Consider the following 21,045-nt stretch of genomic DNA (forward strand, 5'->3'; position numbering starts at 1 on the left):
GGGCTGGGCCGCCGCACTTCGACGATATACCCTTCCCTCGGCCGGAATGTTCCGAGCGAGTCATCGCCATGCCAATTCGAGACATCGCCCATTCGAGGCATTGTCAGCCCCGCCTGACGGCGACGCCTCGGCCCGAACGCGAAGCCCCGGCACCAGGCCGGGGCTTAGCGTTGCGACGGGAGACGCTTTACGCCTAGCGCAGGACGCCCTCCTCCTTGAGCAGCTTGAAGATGGCCTCGGCCCCCTCCTCCGGGGTGACCTCGGTGAGCACCTGACCGCCGCCCCCCTGGGCCTTGGCCGCGGCGGCCTTGAAGCGGTCCCGGGCCGAGGCGGCCTTGACGATCTTCAGGCGCTTGGGCCGCTTGCGCGCCGACTGGGCCTGCCACTGGGCCAGGTCGGCATCGTCCCTCGCCGGGACCGCCTGGACGTCCACGTCGCCCCGCCGCGCCGGACCAAAGGCGCTCTGGCGCGGGGCCGGCGCCGCCGCGTCGACGGTGACGATGGCCGGCAGGCGCACCTGGAGCCGACGACGCTGGCCCCGGGGCAGGGCCTGCAGCAGCGTGGCGACGCCCTCCTTGACCTCTTCCACGGCCGCCAGGCCACTGACCAATGGCCAGCCCAGGCGCTCGGCGAGCAGATAGGGCAGCAGGCCCGATCCCTCGCCCTGCTCGGCCCGCTCGCCGGCGATCACCAGCTGCGGCCCCGACGCCTCGAGGGCCTCGGCCAGGGCGGGCAGCACGTCGGCCCCGGCGGGCTGCTCGAGCAGCGAGAGGGACTCGAAGCCCATGCCCAGGTAGCCCCGCAGGGCCGCCTCACTGCCCTCGTCGAGACGACCGGCATGCAGCAGCTCGACCGCGGCGCCGGTCAGGGTATGCGAAAGCTCCACCCCGCGGGCGTCCTGGTCGGCGCGCCGGCCGCGTCCGGTCAGCGGATGGCGCCCCACGGAGACCAGCACGGTCACCGCGAGGGGGGCATCATGATGAGATTCAGGCCGCATTGCGCTTCTCCTCCCGTGACTTCTCCACCAGGGCGACCAGGGCCTCGAGCACCTTGGCCGAGTCGCCGATCACCGCCAGGTCGGCGCGCTTGATCATGTCGCAGCCGGGATCCATGTTGATGGCCACCACCTTGTCGCAGGTCTGGATGCCCTGGAGGTGCTGGATGGCCCCGCTGATGCCCACCGCCACGTAGACTCGGGCGGTGACCCAGGTCCCGGTAGCCCCGACCTGCCGGTCGCGGGCCATGAAGCCATCGTCCACGGCGACCCGGGACGCGCCCTCCGTTGCCCCGAGCATCTCGGCGGCATGATGGAAGGCGTCCCAGTCACGCACGCCATTGCCGGCGGAGAGGATGAACTCGGCCTCGGAGAGCGCCACCCCGGCGGGGTCGACCGCCACCTGGCCGAGGTCCTGGATGCGCGAGAGCTGGATGGGCAGGGCCTCGGGCAGCGCCAGGGGCTCGGCGGCATGGCGCGTCTCGCTGACCGGTTCGGCACACTCGGCCAGGGCCAGCACCAGGCGGGGCATGGGGCGCTGGAAATCCAGGGTGCCCGCCGCCCCGCGGGCGGTGCAGCGCCAGCCCAGGGGCGCCTCGCCGTCGGCCTCGAGCTGCCAGACGCCGGTGGCCGGGCGCTCGCCGAGCCGGGCCGCCAGGCGCCGTCCCAGATCGGCGCCGCCCAGCTTGGAATCCGGCAGCAGCCAGTGCCGCGGGCCCCAGGCCCGGTCCATGGCGACCAGGGCGCCGAGGCGGGCCTCGGGGGCGAAGCCGTCGATCTCGGGCCCGGTGAGGTGCAGCAGACGGTCGACACCGGCCCCCTCGAAATCGTCCTCCTTGTGCTCACCGAAGACCACGGCCAGCACCGCCCCGCGAGCCGCCGGATCGGCATCGGCCAGCTGGCGCGCCAGCCCCAGCAGGTCGCGGTCGTGACCGGTCAGGCGACCGCCCGCCATGTCCGGCACCACGGCCACCAGGAAGGCCGGCGCCGCGATCTCGACCCGCGGCTTGCTGGCGGCCGCCGAGGCGCGTGCCCCACCCGCGCGCTGGCCCTGCTGGGCCCCGCTGCGGTCGATGCGCTTCACGCCATTGGGCCCGATGAAGCCGACGGCTCGGGGGTTCCGGCGGATCAGGCCGTGAGGCCCCATCCATTCGCTGGCCGCCTCCTCGCCGGTCCCCCTGCCCAGGGCCGCCAGCACCTCAAGGTGCTGGGGATGCAGGCGATTGCGGGCGATCCACTCCTTGCGGGGATCGCGACGTCGGATGTCGCTCATGAGACTACCTCCTCGGCCAGCGGACGGGCCGTCCGCGCCGGCCCCTTGGCGTGCCCGGCCGGCGGCTCGACCAGGGCGTCGGCCACCAGCTCGGCGATATCGCGGACCTCCGCGGCGCTGTCGACCACGCCCTCCAGCATGGCGGTGCACTGGGGGCAGCCCACGGCCACCAGCTCCGCACCGGTCTCGCGTACGTCCCCCATGCGCATATCCGGGATCCGCTGCTTGCCGGGGATGTCGGTGATCGGGGCCCCGCCACCGCCACCGCAGCAGCGCGAACGGAAGCCGGAACGCTCCATCTCGGCGACCTCGATCCCCAGGGCGCGCAGGACATTGCGCGGGGCCTCGAACTCGCCGTTGTAGCGGCCCAGGTAGCAGGGATCGTGATAGGTCACGCGGCCGCCCTTCCAGGGCCGGAAGGCCAGGCGCCCCTCCTCATGAAGTTCGGCGATGAAGGTGCTGTGGTGATGGACCCGGTAGTGTCCGCCCAGCTCGCCGTACTCGTTGCCCAGCACGTGGAAGCTGTGCGGGTCACAGGTGACGATCTGCAGGAAGCGGTACTTGGCCAGGGTGGCGATGTTGCGCTGGGCCAGACTCTGGAAGGTCGCCTCGTCGCCCAGGCGGCGCGCCACGTCGCCGCTGTCACGCTCCTCGTTGCCAAGCACGGCGAAGTCGACGCCGGCGGCGCGCAGCACCTTGACCAGCGCGCGCAGGGTGCGCTGGTTGCGCATGTCGTAGGCCCCGTCGCCCATCCACAGCAGCACGTCGACCTGCTGCAGGTCCGCCATCAGCGGCAGTTCCAGGTCGGCGGCCCAGTGCATCCTCGCTCCGGGGTCGAAGCCGCCGGGGTTGTCGGTGGCGATCAGGTTGTCGAGGACCTCGGGCCCCTTGTTGGGCGTGTTGCCGTGCTCCAGGGTCAGGAAGCGGCGCATGTCGACGATGGCATCGACGTGCTCGATCATCATCGGGCACTCCTCGACGCAGGCCCGGCAGGTGGTGCAGGACCACAGGGTCTCGGCATCCACCAGGGCCTTGCCCTCCCGCGCCACGATGGGGCCCTGGGCATGGCCCTGGTGCTCGCCCACCGGCTTGCCGGGGTAGGGGCTGCCGGCATAGGCGGCGTCGCTGCCGCCGGCCATGCCGACGACCATGTCCTGGATCAGCTTCTTGGGGTTGAGCGGCTGGCCGGCGGCGAAGGCCGGGCAGGCCGCCTCGCAGCGACCGCACTGCACGCAGGCATCGAAGCCCAGCAGCTGGTTCCAGGTGAAGTCGGCGGGTTTCTCGACGCCCAGCGGCGCCTTCGGATCCTCCAGGTCCAGGGCCTTGAGGCCGGTGGAGCGGCCGCTCCCTCCCGTCCTGGTGGAGAAGCGCTCGGCCCGACGGTGGAAGGCCAGGTGCAGGGCGCCGGCGAAGGCGTGCTTCATGGGCCCGCCCCAGGTCATGCCGAAGAACATCTCGCCCAGGCCCCAGACCAGCACGGCCAAGAGCGCCAGCGCCAGCATCCAGCTACCAAAATCCTCGGGCAGCAGGCCCACCGTGGGCAGGGTGATGGCGAAGACGCTCAGCGAGAAGGCCATCAGGCTCTTGGGCAGGCGCATCCACGGGCCCCTGGAGAGCCGTGACGGCGGGTGGCGGCGCCGACGGGCCACGAAGCAGCTGCCGACGAACATGGTCGCGCTGGCGGCGAGCAGCAGCCAGCCGAGCGCGCCCTCGGCGACCTCGGCCCCCAGGCCCAGTCCATGCACCAGGATCATCAGCACGGCCGCGGCGACGAAGCCGCCGGCGGTGGCCACGTGGGTGTTGGACATCGCCTTGTCGCGGGCCACCACATGGTGAAGATCCACCAGGTAGCGCCGCGGCATGGCGGCGAGCCCCTTGAGCAGGGAGACCCGGGCGGGACGCCCCTGGCGCCACAGGCGGACACGCCGCCCGGCGCCGATCACCGCCAGCGCCAGGGCGGCGGCGATCAGGATCGGCAGGAGGGTATCGAGCATCTCGGCTCACCTCGCAATCTTGGAATTATTGGACGACCCGGTCATCGCGACCGGGTCGTTGAGGCCGCTTGTGTCGACGCCGCGCTCGGCTAGAAGTCCTTGCAGAGGCGCAGGGCGTCGTAGATCGCCGCATGGGTGTTGCGCGGGGCACTGCAGTCACCGAGCCGGAACAGCAGCGGTCCCTCGCCCTCCTCGCTCAGGCACGGCTGGGGCTGGATGGCGTAGAGGGCCTCCAGGTCCACCTGGCCCCTGTTGCGGGAGCGGGGCTTCAGGGCGTAGTAGAGGGCCTCGTCGGGTCGCACGCCGTTCTCCACCACCACCTGGTCGACCACGCGCTCCTCCTGGGTGCCGGTGTACTCGTTCTCGAGGACCGCCACCAGGGCGTCGCCCTCCCGGTAGACCCTGTGCAGCATCAGGTCGGAGGTCATGATCACCTCCTTCTGATAGAGGCTGCGGTAGTAGGTCGGGAAGGTGGTACCGCCCACCGCCGCGCCCGGCTTGATGTCATCGGTGACGATCTCGACCTTGGCCCCCTTGTCGGCCAGGTAGTCCGCCGCGGACATGCCCGAGAACTCGCAGATGGCGTCGTAGATCAGCACGTTCTTGCCCGGCTCGACCCGGCCGTTGAGGATGTCCCAGGTGCTGACCACCAGGCTCTCCTCGGGATTCTCCGAGTAGCCCCACTCGGGATGCTGCTCGAGGAAGGGATGCCCCCCGGTTGCCAGCACCACGATGTCCGGGCGCAGGTCCAGGATGGTGGCCTCGTCGGCCCGGGTGCCCAGGCGCTGGTCGACGCCAAGCCGCGCCAGTTCGAGCTGGTACCAGCGGGTGATGCCGGCGATCTGGTCGCGCTGGGGGGCCTTCGAGGCCGTGGTGATCTGCCCGCCCAGGCTGTCGGCGGCCTCGAACAGGGTGACCGCATGGCCCCGCTCGGCGGCGACCCGAGCCGCCTCCATGCCGCCGGGGCCACCGCCGACCACCACGACCGTGCGGGTCGGCCCCTCGGAGGGCTCGATGATGTGCGGCAGGCCCATGTACTCCCGGGAGGTAGCGGCATTCTGGATGCACAGCACGTCCAGCCCCTGGTACTGGCGGTCGATGCAGTAGTTGGCCCCCACGCACTGCTTGATCTGGTCGACCTGGCCCATCTTGATCTTGGCGATCAGGTGCGGGTCGGCGATGTGCGCCCGGGTCATGCCGACCAGGTCCACGTAGCCCCCCTCGAGGATGCGCTCGGCCTGGTTCGGGTCCTTGATGTTCTGGGCGTGGATCACCGGCGCCTTGACCACTTCCTTGATGCCGGCCGCCAGATGCAGGAAGGGCTCCGGCGGATAGGCCATGTTGGGAATGACGTTGGCCAGGGTGTCATGGGTATCGCAGCCCGAGCCGATCACGCCGAAGAAGTCGACCTGGCCGGTGGCGTCGTAGTAGGCGGCGATCTGCTTCATGTCCTCATGCGACAGGCCATCCGGATGGAACTCGTCGCCACAGATGCGCATGCCCACCACGAAGTCGTCGCCGACCTCGGCGCGCACCGCCTTGAGCACCTCCATGCCGAAACGCATGCGGTTCTCGAAGCTGCCGCCCCACTGGTCCTCGCGCTTGTTGACCCGCGGGCTCCAGAACTGGTCGATCAGGTGCTGGTGGACGGCGGACAGCTCGACGCCATCCAGCCCCCCTGCCTTCGCCCGCCGTGCGGCCTGGGCGAAGTCGCCGATGATCCGCCAGATGTCCTCCTCCTCGATGGTCTTGCAGGTCGAGCGGTGGACCGGCTCACGGATCCCCGAGGGCGACACCAGGGTCGACCAGTCGAAGCCGTCCCAGCGCGAGCGGCGCCCCATGTGGGTGATCTGGATCATGATCTTGCCGCCATGCTTGTGCACGGCATCGGCGAGGTTCTGGAAGTGCGGGATGATGCGGTCGGTGGCGAGGTTGACCGAGCTCCACCAGCCCTGGGGACTGTCGATGGAGACCACCGAGGAGCCGCCGCAGATGCAAAGCCCGCAGCCGCCCTTGGCCTTCTCCTCGTAGTACTTGACGTAGCGGTCGGTGGTCATGCCGCCGTCGGTGGCATGCACCTCGGCATGGGCGGTGCTGACCACGCGGTTGCGGATGGTCAGGTTGCCGATCTGGATCGGCTGGAAGATCGCGTCGAATGCCATGGTGATGCCTCCTCAGGCCTGCCCGGTGGGGGTGAGAGCGTCGAGCGGACGGGTCACGAAGATCCCGACGTCGCAGCCCTCCTCGGCGCCGCTCTGGATCTGCTCGGCGACGGTGCGCAGGTCGCTTCCCCGCGCGGCGAGGATCTGATCCATGGCGCCGGCGAACCAGCCGGTGAACATGTACTCGACGCGGCGACCCACCTTGCCCAGCTGATAGACGAAGGCGCTGTGCTCGAGGCGTACCCGGCAGGTCCCCGCCTCGAGGTCGATGGCCTCGGTCACGAACTTGCCCCACCCGCGCTGGGACAGGCGCTTCATGTAGTGCTCGAAGACCGCCTCGCCCTCGAGGCCGTGGCATTCGGCCTCCTTCTCGCACCAGTGCCAGGCACTCTTGTAGCCGGCGTGATAGAGGATCTCGGCGTACTTCTCGACGCCCAATGCCTCTTCCACGGCCACGTGGTTGTTGATGAAGAAGTGCCGGGGCACGTAGAGCATGGGCAGCGCATCGGTGGTCCAGACGCCGGTCTCGGCATCCACGTCAATGGGCAGTTCGGGGGCCATCTTGGTCACGGTGTCACTCACTCGAATTGTTGTTGGATGCGTGGTCAGGGGGCAGGGGCGATCATTCGCCCCAGACGTCGCGCAGCACGCGGACCCAGTTCTCGCCCATGATCTTGCGGACCTGGGCTTCGCTGAAGCCACGGCGCGAGAGCGCCTCGGTGAGGTTCCCGAATTCGCCGATGGTGCGAATGCCCTCGGGGTTGATGATCTTGCCGAAACGCGTCAGGCGACGGGCATAGCCCTTGTCGTGGGTCAGCCACTCGAAGAAGTTCTGGTCGTGGCCCTGGGTGAAGTCGGTGCCGATGCCGATGGCATCCTCGCCGACGATGTTCATCACGTACTCGATGGCCTCGACGTAGTCGTCGACGGTGGCATCGACCCCGGCCCGCAGGAAAGGCGTGAACATGGTCACGCCGACGAAGCCGCCATGGTCGGCGATGAACTTGAGTTCCGCGTCGGACTTGTTGCGGGGATGCTCCTTGAGCCCGGAGGGCAGGCAGTGGGAGTAGCAGACCGGCTTCTCGGAGGCCTCGATGACCTCGCGGGAGGTGGTCTCGCCGACATGGGAGAGATCGCACATGATACCCACGCGGTTCATCTCGGCGACGATCTCGCGCCCGAAGCCGGACAGGCCGCCGTCACGTTCGTAGCAGCCGGTGCCCACCAGGTTCTGGGTGTTGTAGCACATCTGCACGATGCCGACGCCCAGCTGCTTGAAGATCTCGACATAGCCGATCTGGTCCTCGAAGGCGTGGGCATTCTGGAAGCCGTAGATGATGCCGGTCTTGCCCTCCTCCTTGGCCCGGGAGATGTCCGCGGTGGTGCGCACCGGGCGCACCAGGTCGCTGGACTCGGCCATCAGGGCATTGCTCCTGACGATGTTGTCGACGGTGGCCTGGAAACCCTCCCAGACCGAGACCGTGCAGTTGGCGGCGGTCAGGCCGCCCCTGCGCATGTCCTCGAACAGCTCGCGGTTCCACTTGGCGATAACGAGGCCATCGATGACGATGGCGTCCTGGTGCAGCTCGGCTGGGGTCATGACGGGGCTCCGGAAGAATGCATGAACTTGCCGGCAGCATATCCCCCGCCCCCCGGGGCTCGGCGCCTGGAAGCGACTGGGAAGATTCCAAAAGCGTCATGGCCGTCGCGATCGCGACACGCGGCGAGTCAGAGTCGTTGCAGGTAGGCGGTGCCGCCGAGGTTGCGCATCTGGGCACGGATCCAGGCGCTGCGGCGCAGCACATGGGGGTCGGGGCGAGAGGCGCTCCAGCCGCGGGGATTGGGCAGGATGGCGGCCAGGCGGCTGGCCTGAACGTCGCTGAGCTGTGACGCGGAGACGCCGAAGTAGTGGCGGGAAGCGGCCTCCAGGCCGAAGACGCCGTCGTCCCACTCGGCGATGTTGAGGTAGACCTCGAGGATCCGCTCCTTGGGCCAGAGCATCTCGATGAGCAGGGTGAACCAGGCCTCCAGGCCCTTGCGCACCCAGCTGCGGTCGGTCCACAGGAAGAGGTTCTTGGCGGTCTGCTGACTGAGGGTACTGGCGCCGCGCAGGTCACCGCCGTTGAGCCTGGCGCTGACGGCACGCCGCAACTCGACCAGGTCGAAGCCGTGATGCTCGGGGAAGCGCTGGTCCTCGGCGGCGATCACCGCGAGCTTGGCCCGGGGGGACAGCGCCTCCCAGGAACGCCAGTCCTGACGGATCTCCAGCGCCTCGCCGGCGCGCCAGGCCTCCACCTTGCGCTCGAACATCACCATGGAGCCGCCCAGCGGCACCACCCGAAGCATCAGCACCAGCAGGACCGACAGCCCCACCCAGCCCAGCAGGGCGAGCCCCAGGAAACGCGCCGCCCGACGCCCCCAGTTACCCATCAAGCCTCGCTCATGTGTTGAGCCGCACGCTGGCATAGGTGGGCTCTCCCCGGGCCTGAGCCAGGGCATTCAGGGCCGCGGACACCGGCTCGACGACCGGCTCGTAGGAGGCGGACTGCAGCAGGGCCGCCGCCTCCTTGCCCAGGGTCACGGGCACCAGCTCCACGGGCGAGCCGCCCAGCCGCTCGTCCCGGGGCGGAATGCCGAAGTACTCCCGGTAGCACTTGGAGAAGTGCGGCGTGGAGACGAAGCCGCAGGCCGACGCCACCTCGATGATCGACATCGCGGTCTGCTTGAGCAGCTGGCGGGCTCGGGTCAGGCGCAGCTTGAGGTAGTAGCGCGAGGGCGAGCAGTGCAGGTTCTTCTGGAACAGCCGCTCGAGCTGGCGACGCGAGACGTCCACGTAGTCGGCCAGCTCGTCGAGGCTGATGGGCTCCTCCAGGTTAGCCTCCATCAGTGCGACGATCTCCAGCAGCCGTGGCTGGGTGGTGCCCAGCACGTGCTTGAGCGGCACCCGCTGCTGATCCTGCTCGTTGCGCACCCGGTCGTAGATGAACATCTCGGAGATGCCCGCCGCGAGTTCGCGGCCGTGGTCGCGGCCGATCAGGGTCAGCATCATGTCCAGCGGCGCGGTGCCGCCGGAGGAGGTGGCGCGATCGCGGTCGATGGAGAACAGCCGAGTGGTGAGCGCGACCTTGGGGAAGGCCTCCTGCATGGCGGCCAGGCATTCCCAGTGCACGCTGGCTTCGTAGCCGTCGAGGAGCCCCGCCCGGGCCAGGGCCCAGGTCCCCGTGCACACCGCGCCCAGGCGACGCGACTGCCGGGCCTGGGACTGCAGCCAGGTGACACACTCGCGCTGGACGCGGCGCTGGGGCCCCACCCCGCCGCAGATGATCACCGTGTCGAGCGCCAGCGGCACATTGGTGGCGGCATCCGGGGTGACCTGGAGGCCATCGCTGGCCTTCACCGGGGCGCCCTCGAGGCTCAGGGTGAACCAGCGATAGAGCTCGCGGCCGGCCAGCTGGTTGGCCATGCGCAAGGGTTCGATGGCCGAGGCCAGCGAAATGAGGGTGAAGTCGTCCATCAGCAGAAAACCGATGGTCTGGGGGACGGCGGCAGTGCGTGAGACCTGGGGAGCGGTTGTCATTCGAGTACTCCAGCGCAAGTAGCTTTGTGCCCTGTTCGTTTGTCGTTGTTCTTTGGAATGAGGGCGTTAGGCATGACGGCCGCGTCGGGTGTCGCTGTCAGACATGCTCACGGGGGAATGTACCCCAGGTGTCGTTTTCTGGCATGTCAAATTTCCCTATCAGACGGCGACTCCTGGTGGACTGGGACGATCACGACGTCGCTGCGCGACCTCATGTCGCCCGGGGACACGCCGCCGCCGGGGCGGCATGCCCCGTCGGCCCCTCAGCGGGCCGCGTGCAGGTGCCGGGCGTGGTAGCGCAGGTGTTCCTCGATGAAGGTGGCAATGAAGTAGTAGCTGTGGTCGTAGCCGGGCTGGCGCCGCAGGGTCAGCGGGTGGTCGTGCTCGGCGCACACCGCCTCGAGGCGCTCGGGGCAGAGCTGCTCCTCGAGGAAGTCGTCGGCCTCGCCCTGGTCGATGAACAGCGGCTGGCTCGAGGCCCCGCGGGCCACCAGCTCGCAGGCGTCGTACTGGGTCCAGAGGCCGCGGTCCTCGCCCAGGTAGCCCGAGAAGGCCTTCTGTCCCCAGGGGCACTCGCTGGGATTGACGACCGGGGCGAAGGCCGACACCGCCCGGTAGTGGCCGGGCCGGCGCAGCGCCAGGATCAGCGCGCCGTGGCCGCCCATGGAGTGGCCGCTGATCGACTCGCGGCCGTTGACCGGGAAGTGCTGGCGCACCACCGAGGGCAGCTCCTCGGCCACGTAGTCGTACATGCGGTAGTGCTGCTTCCAGGGCTCCCGGGTGGCGTTGACGTAGAAGCCCGCGCCGCTGCCGAAGTCGAAACTGTCGTCCTCGCCCGGCAGGTTGGTGCCGCGGGGGCTGGTGTCCGGGCAGACGATGGCGATGCCGAGCTCGGCCGCGACCCGGTGGGCGCCGGCCTTCTGCATGAAGTTCTCGTCGGTGCAGGTCAGTCCGGAGAGCCACCACATCAGCGGCACGCGCTCGGTCTCCGCCTGGGGCGGCAGGTAGATGGCGAAGGTCATCTCGCAGTCCAGCGCCCGGGAGCGGTGGCGATAGCGCTTGTGCCAGCCGCCGAAGCTCTTGTTGGCCGAGACCAGCTCGAGGTGTTCGGTCATGGTCATGGGGTCACTCTCCTTGTCGGCCGGGCGACCCGGCCGCCGATCGATGAAGTGGCGCCCGACGACCTCTCGGCCGCGGGCGCGGATGCCGCCTCGGGGCGCGGGTCCATTGCGCGGCCCCGGGCGCACGTCAATAGTGCAGGACGGTACGGATGCTCTCGCCCCGGTGCAGCAGCTCGAAGGCCTCGTTGATCTTCTCGAAGGGCATGTCGTGGGTGATGAAGTCGTCGATGTTGAGCTCGCCCTTCATGTAGCGGTCCACGTAGCCCGGAAGTTCGGTGCGGCCCTTGACGCCGCCGAAGGCGGAGCCCTTCCAGACCCGGCCGGTGACCAGCTGGAACGGCCGCGTCGAGATCTCCTCGCCGGCCCCGGCGACGCCGATGATCACCGACTCGCCCCAGCCCTTGTGGCAGCACTCCAGCGCCTGGCGCATGACGTTGACGTTGCCGATGCACTCGAAGGAGTAGTCGACGCCGCCGTCGGTCATGTCGACGATCACCTCCTGGATGCTGGCGTCGTGCTCCTTGGGATTGACGAAGTCGGTGGCGCCGAACTGCGCGGCCAGGTGGAACTTCTCCGGGTTGACGTCGATGGCGATGATGCGGCTGGCCTTGGCCATCTGCGCGCCCTGGATCACCGCCAGGCCGATGGCCCCCAGGCCGAAGACGGCCACCGTGGCGCCCGGCTCCACCTTGGCGGTGTTCATCACCGCGCCGATGCCGGTGGTCACGCCGCAGCCGAGAAGGCAGATCTTGTCCAGCGGCGCCTCCTTCGAGACCACCGCCAGCGACACCTCGGGCAGCACGGTGTACTCGCTGAAGGTCGAGCAGCCCATGTAGTGGTGCAGCGGCTTGCCGTCCAGCGAGAAGCGCGAGGTGCCGTCGGGCATCACGCCCTTGCCCTGGGTGGCGCGCACCGCGCCGCACAGGTTGGTCTTGCCGGAGAGGCAGAACTTGCACTGGCCGCACTCGGCGGTATAGAGCGGGATGACGTGGTCGCCGGGGCGCACGCTGGTCACGCCCTCGCCCACCTCCTGCACGATGCCGGCGCCCTCGTGGCCCAGCACCGCCGGGAAGTTGCCTTCCGGGTCGGCGCCGGAGAGCGTGTAGGCGTCGGTGTGGCAGACGCTGGTGGCAGCCATCTTGACCAGCACCTCGCCGGCCTTCGGGCCCTCGACGTCGATCTCGACCAGCTCCAGGGGCTTGCCGGCTTCCAGGGCGACCGCAGCGCGAGATTTCATGGCATCTTCCTCGTTCGGTGTGTGATGAACCTGACGACAGTCTAGGCAATTCGCCCTGTCGGGATAAACTGCATCAAACGCAGAACATTATTGTCACACAGCAACAATCACGCCGACGGGAGGCAACATGCAGCGCTGGGATCGGGTCGAGGCCTTCGTCGAGGTGGTGCGCCAGGGCGCCTTCAAGGCCGCGGCCGAACGGCTCAGGGTCTCGAGCTCCCACGTCAGCCGGCTGGTCAGCCAGCTCGAGAACCAGCTCGGCACCGCCCTGCTCTATCGCACCACGCGACAGATCCGCCTCACCGAGGCCGGCAGCGTCTACTACCAGCACTGCCGCCACCTGGTCGAGGGCCTCCACGAGGCCGAGGCCGCAATCAAGGACCTCCAGGCGAGGCCGATCGGCCTTCTGAGCCTGACCTGCGCCACCACCTTCGGCGAGCGCTACCTGGCGCCGCTGGTCAACGACTTCATGGTCCTGCACCCCCAGCTGGAGGTGCGCCTGCACCTGACCAATCGCCAGGTGGACATCATCGACGAGGGCTTCGACATCGCCGTTCGCATGGGCGCCCTCGAGGACTCCACGCTGGTCGCCCGGCGCCTCTGCGAGCGGCGCGAGTACGTGGTCGGCTCGCCGGCCTACTTCACCCACCGCTCCCAGCCCCACGCCCTCTCCGAGCTCGTCCACCACCGCTGCCTGATCGGCTCCCGGGACCACTGGCGCTTCGCCGTGGCGGGGGTGCGTCGCGAGGTGCGGGTCGCGGGCCCCTGGGAGAGCAACTCGGGGCCCGCGCTGCTGGACGCCGCGCTCAAGGGGCTGGGCCTCGCCCAGCTGCCGGACTACTACGTGGAGCCCCACCTGGCGAGCGGCGAGCTGCTCAGCGTGCTCGACGCCTACCGCCACGATGACAGCGCCGTCTGGGCGATCACCCCGCGCCATCGCCATCGCTCGCCGAAGATCCGCCAGTTCATCGACTTCCTGGTCGAGCGCCTCCCCGAGCGGCTGCCGAGGCGACGCTGACCCCATGCCGCAAGACGCTCCCCCGTGGCCTGCGGCGGCCCCCCGTCGGGCCTGGCAGGGCTCAGCCCGCGAGCGGCGGCAGCGAGGTGAGCGCATCCGCAGCGTTCTACACTGAGGAGGGTGGGAAAACCGACGGGCACCGCCCGACCCACCACGGCCCGGGTGATCGACCTGCCGGCCCGACGACCAGACGATTAGAGGAGTACAAGCCCATGAGCCTGATGGCGACCCTGAAGCGCTGGTTCGGTGGCCAGGGGGCGACACCCCCGACAGCGCCCCGGCAGGACCGGGAGCGACCCGAGACCATCCCGGAGACCGCTTCCACAGCAGCCACTGCCTCCCAGGGAGTGAACACGATGAGCGACATCAGCATCCATCCCGCCGTGGACGGCGGGGTGCAAGCCGGGAGCGACAGCTTCGACGGCGGCACCCTGCATTGCCACTGTACCGACCGCCCCGTCGAGGTGACCGTCACCGCGCAGTGCGCCCACAATCACGTGTGCGGCTGCACCCGGTGCTGGAAACCCGAGGGGGCCCTGTTCTCGATGGTCGCCGTGGTCCCCCGCGACAGCCTCCGGGTGACCGCCAACGAGGACAAGCTGGAGGTCGTCGACACCTCGGCCGCCATCCAGCGCCATGCCTGCAGGGAGTGCGGGGTTCACATGTTCGGCCGCATCGAGAAGACCGACCACCCCTTCCACGGCTTGGACTTCATCCACACGGAACTCTCCGACGACACGGGGTGGGCGGCGCCGGCGTTCGCCGCCTTCGTCTCCTCGATCATCGAGTCGGGCGCCAACCCGGACCACATGGACCGGGTCCGCGGCAGACTCAAGGAGCTGGGCCTCGAGCCCTACGACTGCCTGTCGCCGCCGCTGATGGATGCCATCGCCACCCACACGGCCAAGGCCAAGGGCGTGCTGTGAGGCCCTGTGTCGCATGCGCCATGCAGAACGCCATCGGGCGCCCCGCGGGGCGCCCGATGGCGTTTGTGACGCGACGCGCTACTTGAAGTTCTTGCGCACCAGCTTGCCGATCTCGCCGACGATGCCGCTGCGAAAGCTCAGCACGCAGATCACGAAGATCGCGCCGAGGATCACGCTCACCCAGTTGCCGAGCGGCGACTGCGCCAGCTGGGTCTGCAGGCTGACCACCAGGCCCGCGCCCACCACCGGACCGAACAGCGTGCCCACCCCGCCCAGCAGGGTCATCAGGATCACCTCGCCGGACATGTGCCAGTGGGCATCGGTCAGCGAGGCGAGCTGGAAGACCACCGTCTTGGTCGAGCCGGCGAGCCCGGCGAGGCCCGCGGAGATGACGAAGGCCACCAGCTTGTAGGCATCCACGTTGTAGCCCAGCGAGACCGCCCGGGGCTCGTTCTCGCGGATCGCCTTGAGCACCTGGCCGAAGGGCGAGTGCACGGTGCGCTGGATGATCGCGAAGCCAATCACGAAGATCGTCAGCACGAAGTAGTACATCGGCAGGTTGTCGGAGAGGCTGATCATCCCGAAGAGCTCGCCCCGCGGCACGCCGTGCAGGCCGTCCTCGCCCCCGGTGAAGGGCGCCTGGATGAAGAAGAAGTAGACCATCTGCGCCAGCGCCAGGGTCACCATGGCGAAGTAGATCCCCTGGCGGCGGATCGACAGCACGCCGAAGAAGGTGCCCAGCACCACCGCGGCCAGGGTGCCGATCAGGATGCCCGCCTCCGGCGTCAGGCCGGGGTAGCTCGAGAGCATGATGCCGGTGAAGTAGCCGCCGGTGGCCAGGAAGGCCGCATGGCCGAAGGAGAGCAGCCCGGCATAGCCCAGCAGCAGGTTGAAGGCGCAGGCGAAGAGCGCGAAGCACAGCACCTTCATCAAGAACACCGGGTAGATGGCGAGCGGGGCCAGCAGGGCCAGCGCCAGCAGCACCAGGTAGAGCATGTTGCGCCGCAGCCGCGCGCTGCGCTGGCGCTGCATGGCGGGGGTCAGGTGTTGGGTCGTGGCCATCACGTCATGCCTCCTTGCCGAAGAGACCCGAGGGGCGCAGCAGCAGCACCAGGATCATCACCAGGAAGATCACGGTGTTGGCCGCCTCGGGGTAGTAGACCTTGGTGAGGCCCTCGATCAGGCCCATGGCGAGCCCGGTGATGATGGCGCCGAGGATCGACCCCATGCCGCCGATCACCACCACCGCGAAGACCACGATCAGCAGGCTCGAGCCCATGGTCGGCGAGACGGGGTAGAGAGGCGCGGCCAGCACCCCGGCGAAGGCGGCCAGCGCCACGCCGAAGCCGTAGGTCAGGGTGATCAGCTGCGGCACGTTGACGCCGAAGGCCTGCATCAGCGCCGGGTTCTCGGTGCCGGCCCGCAGGTAGGCCCCGAGCCGGGTGCGCTCGATGATGAACCAGGTGCCACCGCACACCACCAGCGCCGCCACCAGCACCCAGGCGCGGTAGGTCGGCAGGAACATGAAGCCGAGGTTCAGGCCGCCCTGCAGCGCCTCGGGGGTGGGATAGCTCGACCCCGAGACCCCGAAGATGTTGATCAGGGTGCCCTCGAAGATCAGCGCCAGGCCGTAGGTGAGCAGCAGCCCGTAGAGGTGGTCGAGGTGGGCGATGCGCCGCAGCACCAGCCGCTCGATCACCACCCCCAGGGCCCCCACCACCAGCGGCACCAGCAGCAGCGCGGCCCAGTAGTTGATGCCCAGGTACTCCAGGGCCAGCATCGCCGCGAAGGCACCCAGCATGTACTGCGCACCGTGGGCGAAGTTGATGATCTTCAACAGCCCGAAGATCACCGCCAGCCCCAGGCTCAGCAGGGCATAGAAGGCACCGTTGATCAGGCCCAGCATCAGCTGGCCCATGAACACCGCCAACGGCACCCCGAATATCATCGTCATGTCACGCTCCTCCCGTCAGAGGGGCGGCGGCCGCGGCCGCCGCCCTGCCTCGACTCGCTCAGTTCTGCACCAGCTTGCACTGGCTCTCGGCGAGCGGGCGGTAGGCCTCCTCGGCGGGGATGGTGCTCTTGATCTCGTAGAGGTCCCACTCGCCGGTGGATTCGTCCGGCGACTTCACCTCGGCGAGGTACATGTCGTGGACCATGCGGCCATCCTCGCGGATGCGGCCATTGCGGGCGAAGAAGTCCTCGACGGGGGTCGCGGCCATCTGGGCGCGCACCGCCTGGGCCTCGTCGGTGCCGGCGGCCTCCACGGCGTTGAGGTAGTGCATGGTGCTGGAGTAGACGCCGGCCTGGACCATGGTCGGCATCCGGCCCACGCGCTCGAAGTAGCGCTCGGCCCACTCGCGGGACGCCTCGTCCATGTCCCAGTACCAGCCGGTGGTGAGCAGCAGGCCCTGGGTGGCTTCCAGGCCCATGGCGTGGACGTCGTTGAGGAAGATCAGCAGGCCGGCGAGCTGCTGGCCGGTCTGGGTCAGGCCGAACTGGCTGGCGGTCTTGATGGCGTTGACGGTGTCGGAGCCGGCGTTGGCCAGGCCGACGATGTCGGCGCCGGAGCCCTGGGCCTGGAGGATGTAGGAGGAGAAGTCACTGGTCGGGAAGGGGTGGCGCACGCCGCCGACGATCTCGCCGCCGTTGGCCTCCACCACCGCGGTGACATCGGCCTCCAGCGCATGGCCGAAGGCATAGTCGGCGGTGAGCATGAACCAGGTCTCGCCGCCCTGGTCGACGACGGCCTTGGCGGTGCCGTTGGCCAGCGGATAGGTATCGTAGACCCAGTGGAGGTGGTTCGGCGTGCAGTGCTCGTTGGTGATGCTCGAGGCCGCGGAGCCGGAGATGATCGCCAGGCCCCCCGCCTCCTCCAGCACCTTGCTCACGGCGATGGAGACCGAGGAGGCGACCATGCCGGCGACCAGGTCGACGTTCTCCTGGTCGACCCAGCCGCGCACGGTGTTGGCGCCCACGTCGGCGCTGTTGCGGTCGTCGGCGCTGAACACCTCGATGGGCACGCCGTTGACCTCGCCGCCGACGTCCTCGACGGCCATCTTCAGCGCCTCGAGGCCGCCGGGGCCCGCCAGGTCGCGATAGGTGCCGGACATGTCGGCGAGGTAGCCGATGCGCACGGCATCGTCGCTCATCTGGGCCTGGGCGTTGCCGGCGACCAGGGTGGCGGCGGCGAGGGCGATGCTGCTGGCGAGCGTCTTGCGATTGAAGGTCATGATCATCTCCGTGGCCCGGTGGGGCCCTTTGTTGTTGTCGATACGGATGGGTGTCGCGGCGGCGGCTGGCTGCCGGGACCGGGGGCGGGACGGCGGAACCGTCAGACCCCCAGCAGGGTGTTGAGGTGCTCGCGCCGGGCGGGCAGCTCGGCGGCGCTGATCTCCTCGATGATGCGGCCGTGCTCCATGACGAAGTGGCGGTCGGCCAGGGGCGCGGCGAAGCGGAAGTTCTGCTCCACCAGCACGATGGTCATGCCGCGCTCCTTGAGCTTGATCAGCACCTCGCCCAGCGCCTGGACGATGACGGGGGCGAGCCCCTCGGTGATCTCGTCGAGCAGCAGCATCCGCGCGCCGGTGCGCAGGATGCGGGCCATGGCCAGCATCTGCTGCTCGCCGCCGGAGAGCCGGGTGCCCTGGCTGCGGCGCCGCTCGTAGAGGTTGGGGAACATGGCGTAGATCTCGTCGAGCCCCATGCCGCCGCTGCGCACGGTGGGCGGCAGCAGCAGGTTCTCCTCGACGTCGAGGCTTGAGAAGATGCCGCGCTCCTCGGGGCAGTAGCCCACGCCGAGCCGCGGGATGCGGTGCGGCTTCATGTCGAGGGTCTCGGTGCCGTTGATGACGATGGAGCCGGTGCGCCGGCCGACCATGTTCATGATCGCCTTGAGGGTGGTGCTGCGCCCGGCGCCGTTGCGCCCGAGCAGGGTGACAAGCTCCCCGCGCTTCACGTCGAAGTCGACGCCGTGCAGGATGTGCGACTCGCCGTAGAAGGCGTGCAGGTCGCTGACCCGCAGCATCTCGGCGCCGTCCCGTTCCGGGGTCTCGCCGAGCGTCTGTGCTGCCTGGCTCATGCGCTGGCCTCCTCTTCTGCCGCGGCATCGCTGCCCATGTAGGCCTCCCGGACCTGGGGGTCGCGGGAGACGGCCTCGTAGTCGCCCTCGGCCAGCACGCTGCCCCGGGCCAGCACGGTGATGCGGTCGCACAGGCGGCTGACCACGCTGAGGTTGTGCTCCACCATCAGCACGGTGCGCCCCGCCGAGACCCGCCGGATCAGCTCGACGATGCGGTCGACGTCCTCGGCGCCCATGCCCTGGGTCGGCTCGTCGAGCAGCATCACCGTGGGATCCAGTGCCAGGGTGGTCGCCACCTCAAGCGCCCGCTTGCGCCCGTAGGGCATCTCCACGGTGAGCACGTCGGCGTACTCCTTGAGGCCCACCTCGTCGAGCAGCGCGATGGCGCGCTCGTTCAGGTGCTCGAGGCTCTTCTCGGACTTCCAGAAGTGAAAGGAGGTGCCGAGGCGGCGCTGCAGCGCCACGCGCACGTTCTCCATGGCGGTCATGTGGGCGAACACCGCCGAGATCTGGAAGGAGCGCACCAGGCCGAGCCGGGCGATCTCGTTGGCCCGCATGTTGGTAATCGGCTTGCCGCGATAGAGGATCTCGCCGCGGGTGGGCGGCAGGAACTTGGTCAGCAGGTTGAAGACGGTGGTCTTGCCGGCCCCGTTGGGGCCGATCAGGGCATGGATGTGCCCCTCCCGGACCCGCAGGTTGACGTCGTCCACGGCGGTGAAGCCGCGAAACTCCTTGGTCAACCCGCGAGTTTCCAGAATGAACTCCTGGGTCATGGTGGGTCCTCTCTGGATCGCTGGCGCGATCCGCCGTGGATGCTGTTGTCGTTGTTGTCGGCCGTTGTCGTTGTTATGGCGGTGCCGGCATCGAGGGTCCGTGATGCGCCATCACGCGGCCCCGGAGAACACGCTACACTTTACGTTAACGTAAGCTAGAGGAGCAGGCGCGGCGGGGCAACAGGAGAAGGCCGGAACTCGACCAATGGTGTAGACGCGTGCGCTATCAATAGCTTGCAAACTATGTCAGGCGGTACATGCCACGAAAAAAGGCGCGATGCCCGCCTGGGGCATCGCGCCTTCTTTCCTCGGCGACCCGCGAGCCGCCCCGTTCACGGGGGCGTCGCGGCTCGCGCCGCCATCAACACTCGATGGCGTTGACCGCGAGGCCTCCCTTGGAGGTCTCCTTGTACTTGTCCTGCATGTCGGCGCCGGTGTCGCGCATGGTGCGGATCGCCTTGTCCAGCGAGATGAAGTGCTCGCCGTCGCCGCGCAGCGCCATCTGGGCGGCGTTGATCGCCTTGACCGAGGCGATGGCGTTGCGCTCGATGCAGGGCACCTGAACGAGCCCGCCCACGGGGTCGCAGGTGAGCCCGAGGTTGTGCTCCAGGCCGATCTCGGCGGCGTTCTCCACCTGGCCCGGCGAGCCGCCCAGCACCTCGGTCAGCCCCGCCGCCGCCATGGCGCAGGCCGAGCCGACCTCGCCCTGGCAGCCCACCTCGGCGCCGGAGATGGAGGCGTTCTTCTTGCACAGGATGCCCACCGCGGCGGCGGTCAGCAGGAAGTCGACCACGCAGCGCTCGTCGGCCTCGGGCTGGAACTTCATGTAGTAGTGCAGCACCGCCGGGATGATGCCCGCCGCGCCGTTGGTCGGCGCGGTGACCATGCGCCCGCCGGCGGCGTTCTCCTCGTTGACCGCCAGGGCGAAGACGTTGACCCAGTCCATCGCCGAGAAGGTGGTGGCGATCAGGCTGCGGTCGTCGTCCATGGCCTCGAGGCGCCGATGCAGGGCGGCGGCGCGGCGGCGCACCTCGAGCCCGCCGGGCAGCACGCCCTCGGCGACCAGGCCCTGGTCGACGCACGCCTGCATCGCCTCCCAGATCCGCCACAGCTCGGCGCGCACCTCGGCCTCGCTGCGCCAGGCCTTCTCGTTCTCCATCATCAGCTCGCTGATGCGCAGGCCGTGCAGGCGGCACAGCGCCAGCAGCTCGCCGGCGCTGTTGAAGTCATAAGGCAGCGCCGTGGTGTCGGAATCCAGCTCGCCGCTGGCGGCCTGCGCCTCGTCGACCACGAAGCCGCCGCCCACCGAGTAGTAGACGTTGCGGTGCAGCTCCTCGGCGTGGCCGTGGGCCACCAGGGTCATGGCGTTGGGGTGATAGGGCAGGCTCTCGTCGTGCCACTGCAGGTCCCGGGTCCAGAGGAAGGGAATCGCCAGGCGGCCGTCGAGCATCAGCGCCTGGGACTCGAGCAGCTCCTCGATGCACGGCGAGACGATCGCCGGGTCGATGAGCTGGGGACGCTCGCCCATCAGCCCCATGATGATGGCCCGGTCGGTGCCGTGCCCCTTGCCGGTGGCGGAGAGCGAGCCGTGCAGGTGCACCTCGATGCGCGCCACGCGCTCGAGCAGCTCCTGGCGCTTGAGCACCTGCACGAAGTCGTAGGCGGCCTGCATGGGGCCGACGGTGTGGGAGCTGGACGGCCCGATGCCGATCTTGAACAGGTCGAAGACGCTGATTGCCATGATGATGCCTCGTGTCTGAGCCGGACGGTCCGGCGTGCCGGCGGTCCGGCATGCCGGCGTTCCGCCCTCCAGGGCCAGCGGCCGCCTGATCGCTTACCAGACAGTTAAACTAAAGCCACTCGACGCCCGTCGATAGATGGCCTCATCA

The 21,045-nt window shown here is 69.1% G+C and carries 18 protein-coding genes; 2 read left to right on the forward strand and 16 right to left on the reverse strand.

What is annotated here, in order from left to right:
* Positions 1-193: 193 nt before the first annotated feature.
* The 10 genes from etfB to C9F13_RS04545 all read right to left on the reverse strand — a co-directional run bounded on the left by etfB (position 194) and on the right by C9F13_RS04545 (position 12,358).
* Positions 194-997: an electron transfer flavoprotein subunit beta gene (gene etfB / locus C9F13_RS04500; protein ID WP_108444999.1), complete on the reverse strand. Its 804-nt coding sequence runs from the start codon at positions 995-997 to the stop codon at positions 194-196.
* On the reverse strand, positions 987-2,267 hold the full coding sequence (gene etfA / locus C9F13_RS04505) for an electron transfer flavoprotein subunit alpha (RefSeq protein WP_108445000.1): 1,281 nt from the start codon (positions 2,265-2,267) through the stop codon (positions 987-989). The genes etfB and etfA overlap by 11 nt, the downstream gene beginning before the upstream one ends.
* Positions 2,264-4,261 carry a (Fe-S)-binding protein gene (locus C9F13_RS04510; protein ID WP_108445001.1) on the reverse strand — a complete coding sequence of 666 codons (1,998 nt, stop codon included), beginning with the start codon at positions 4,259-4,261 and terminating at the stop codon, positions 2,264-2,266. Before C9F13_RS04510 ends, etfA begins: the two co-directional genes overlap by 4 nt.
* Before the next feature lie 89 nt (positions 4,262-4,350).
* A complete protein-coding gene (dgcA, locus tag C9F13_RS04515; RefSeq protein ID WP_108445002.1) occupies positions 4,351-6,423 on the reverse strand; it encodes a dimethylglycine demethylation protein DgcA in 2,073 nt (690 codons plus the stop codon).
* A 12-nt stretch (positions 6,424-6,435) separates the two neighbouring features.
* Complete coding sequence (locus tag C9F13_RS04520) at positions 6,436-6,993, reverse strand: DUF5943 domain-containing protein (RefSeq protein ID WP_108445003.1); 558 nt, start codon at positions 6,991-6,993, stop codon at positions 6,436-6,438.
* 52 nt (positions 6,994-7,045) lie between these two features.
* Complete coding sequence (locus tag C9F13_RS04525; RefSeq protein WP_108445004.1) at positions 7,046-8,023, reverse strand: dipeptidase; 978 nt, start codon at positions 8,021-8,023, stop codon at positions 7,046-7,048.
* Between the two features lie 128 nt (positions 8,024-8,151).
* Positions 8,152-8,853 carry a monofunctional biosynthetic peptidoglycan transglycosylase gene (mtgA, locus tag C9F13_RS04530; protein WP_108445005.1) on the reverse strand — a complete coding sequence of 234 codons (702 nt, stop codon included), beginning with the start codon at positions 8,851-8,853 and terminating at the stop codon, positions 8,152-8,154.
* A gap of 10 nt (positions 8,854-8,863) precedes the next feature.
* Positions 8,864-10,000, reverse strand: a complete 1,137-nt coding sequence (gbdR, locus tag C9F13_RS04535) for a choline metabolism transcriptional regulator GbdR (RefSeq protein WP_108445006.1) — start codon at positions 9,998-10,000, stop codon at positions 8,864-8,866.
* Positions 10,001-10,263: 263 nt separating this feature from the next.
* Positions 10,264-11,121 carry an S-formylglutathione hydrolase gene (gene fghA / locus C9F13_RS04540; RefSeq protein WP_108445007.1) on the reverse strand — a complete coding sequence of 286 codons (858 nt, stop codon included), beginning with the start codon at positions 11,119-11,121 and terminating at the stop codon, positions 10,264-10,266.
* A 127-nt stretch (positions 11,122-11,248) separates the two neighbouring features.
* On the reverse strand, positions 11,249-12,358 hold the full coding sequence (locus C9F13_RS04545) for an S-(hydroxymethyl)glutathione dehydrogenase/class III alcohol dehydrogenase (RefSeq protein WP_108445008.1): 1,110 nt from the start codon (positions 12,356-12,358) through the stop codon (positions 11,249-11,251).
* A gap of 127 nt (positions 12,359-12,485) precedes the next feature.
* Here C9F13_RS04545 and C9F13_RS04550 point away from each other — a divergent pair, with 127 nt between their 5' ends.
* Both C9F13_RS04550 and gfa read left to right on the forward strand, forming a co-directional pair.
* Positions 12,486-13,376 (forward strand): LysR family transcriptional regulator, encoded by an 891-nt coding sequence (locus C9F13_RS04550; RefSeq protein WP_108445009.1) that lies wholly within the window; start codon positions 12,486-12,488, stop codon positions 13,374-13,376.
* A 212-nt stretch (positions 13,377-13,588) separates the two neighbouring features.
* Positions 13,589-14,302 (forward strand): S-(hydroxymethyl)glutathione synthase, encoded by a 714-nt coding sequence (gene gfa, locus C9F13_RS04555; RefSeq protein ID WP_245888701.1) that lies wholly within the window; start codon positions 13,589-13,591, stop codon positions 14,300-14,302.
* A gap of 78 nt (positions 14,303-14,380) precedes the next feature.
* Here the strand turns inward: gfa and C9F13_RS04560 are convergent, their stop codons facing one another.
* The 6 genes from C9F13_RS04560 to C9F13_RS04585 all read right to left on the reverse strand — a co-directional run bounded on the left by C9F13_RS04560 (position 14,381) and on the right by C9F13_RS04585 (position 20,897).
* On the reverse strand, positions 14,381-15,364 hold the full coding sequence (locus tag C9F13_RS04560) for a branched-chain amino acid ABC transporter permease (protein WP_108445352.1): 984 nt from the start codon (positions 15,362-15,364) through the stop codon (positions 14,381-14,383).
* 4 nt (positions 15,365-15,368) lie between these two features.
* Entirely contained in the window at positions 15,369-16,256 is an 888-nt protein-coding gene (locus C9F13_RS04565) for a branched-chain amino acid ABC transporter permease (RefSeq protein WP_108445011.1), read from the reverse strand.
* 58 nt (positions 16,257-16,314) lie between these two features.
* Positions 16,315-17,535, reverse strand: coding sequence for an ABC transporter substrate-binding protein (locus tag C9F13_RS04570; RefSeq protein ID WP_108445012.1), 1,221 nt, complete (start codon positions 17,533-17,535; stop codon positions 16,315-16,317).
* Positions 17,536-17,636: 101 nt separating this feature from the next.
* Positions 17,637-18,383 (reverse strand): ABC transporter ATP-binding protein, encoded by a 747-nt coding sequence (locus C9F13_RS04575; RefSeq protein WP_108445013.1) that lies wholly within the window; start codon positions 18,381-18,383, stop codon positions 17,637-17,639.
* A complete protein-coding gene (locus C9F13_RS04580) occupies positions 18,380-19,156 on the reverse strand; it encodes an ABC transporter ATP-binding protein (RefSeq protein WP_108445014.1) in 777 nt (258 codons plus the stop codon). The genes C9F13_RS04575 and C9F13_RS04580 overlap by 4 nt, the downstream gene beginning before the upstream one ends.
* 361 nt (positions 19,157-19,517) lie before the next feature.
* Complete coding sequence (locus C9F13_RS04585; RefSeq protein ID WP_108445015.1) at positions 19,518-20,897, reverse strand: L-serine ammonia-lyase; 1,380 nt, start codon at positions 20,895-20,897, stop codon at positions 19,518-19,520.
* Between the last annotated feature and the right edge of the window lie 148 nt (positions 20,898-21,045).

This window comes from Halomonas denitrificans, from assembly GCF_003056305.1.
In the GTDB taxonomy this organism is placed as follows: domain Bacteria; phylum Pseudomonadota; class Gammaproteobacteria; order Pseudomonadales; family Halomonadaceae; genus Halomonas; species Halomonas denitrificans.

Bases quoted from the DNA above. Each gene is read 5' to 3' on its own strand.
- etfB (WP_108444999.1), bottom strand. From the start codon at position 997: ATGCGGCCTGAATCTCATCATGATGCCCCCCTCGCGGTGACCGTGCTG.
- etfA (WP_108445000.1), bottom strand. From the start codon at position 2,267: ATGAGCGACATCCGACGTCGCGATCCCCGCAAGGAGTGGATCGCCCGC.
- C9F13_RS04510 (WP_108445001.1), bottom strand. From the start codon at position 4,261: ATGCTCGATACCCTCCTGCCGATCCTGATCGCCGCCGCCCTGGCGCTG.
- dgcA (WP_108445002.1), bottom strand. From the start codon at position 6,423: ATGGCATTCGACGCGATCTTCCAGCCGATCCAGATCGGCAACCTGACC.
- C9F13_RS04525 (WP_108445004.1), bottom strand. From the start codon at position 8,023: ATGACCCCAGCCGAGCTGCACCAGGACGCCATCGTCATCGATGGCCTC.
- mtgA (WP_108445005.1), bottom strand. From the start codon at position 8,853: ATGGGTAACTGGGGGCGTCGGGCGGCGCGTTTCCTGGGGCTCGCCCTG.
- gbdR (WP_108445006.1), bottom strand. From the start codon at position 10,000: ATGACAACCGCTCCCCAGGTCTCACGCACTGCCGCCGTCCCCCAGACC.
- fghA (WP_108445007.1), bottom strand. From the start codon at position 11,121: ATGACCATGACCGAACACCTCGAGCTGGTCTCGGCCAACAAGAGCTTC.
- C9F13_RS04545 (WP_108445008.1), bottom strand. From the start codon at position 12,358: ATGAAATCTCGCGCTGCGGTCGCCCTGGAAGCCGGCAAGCCCCTGGAG.
- C9F13_RS04550 (WP_108445009.1), top strand. From the start codon at position 12,486: ATGCAGCGCTGGGATCGGGTCGAGGCCTTCGTCGAGGTGGTGCGCCAG.
- gfa (WP_245888701.1), top strand. From the start codon at position 13,589: ATGAGCCTGATGGCGACCCTGAAGCGCTGGTTCGGTGGCCAGGGGGCG.
- C9F13_RS04560 (WP_108445352.1), bottom strand. From the start codon at position 15,364: ATGGCCACGACCCAACACCTGACCCCCGCCATGCAGCGCCAGCGCAGC.
- C9F13_RS04565 (WP_108445011.1), bottom strand. From the start codon at position 16,256: ATGACGATGATATTCGGGGTGCCGTTGGCGGTGTTCATGGGCCAGCTG.
- C9F13_RS04570 (WP_108445012.1), bottom strand. From the start codon at position 17,535: ATGACCTTCAATCGCAAGACGCTCGCCAGCAGCATCGCCCTCGCCGCC.
- C9F13_RS04575 (WP_108445013.1), bottom strand. From the start codon at position 18,383: ATGAGCCAGGCAGCACAGACGCTCGGCGAGACCCCGGAACGGGACGGC.
- C9F13_RS04580 (WP_108445014.1), bottom strand. From the start codon at position 19,156: ATGACCCAGGAGTTCATTCTGGAAACTCGCGGGTTGACCAAGGAGTTT.
- C9F13_RS04585 (WP_108445015.1), bottom strand. From the start codon at position 20,897: ATGGCAATCAGCGTCTTCGACCTGTTCAAGATCGGCATCGGGCCGTCC.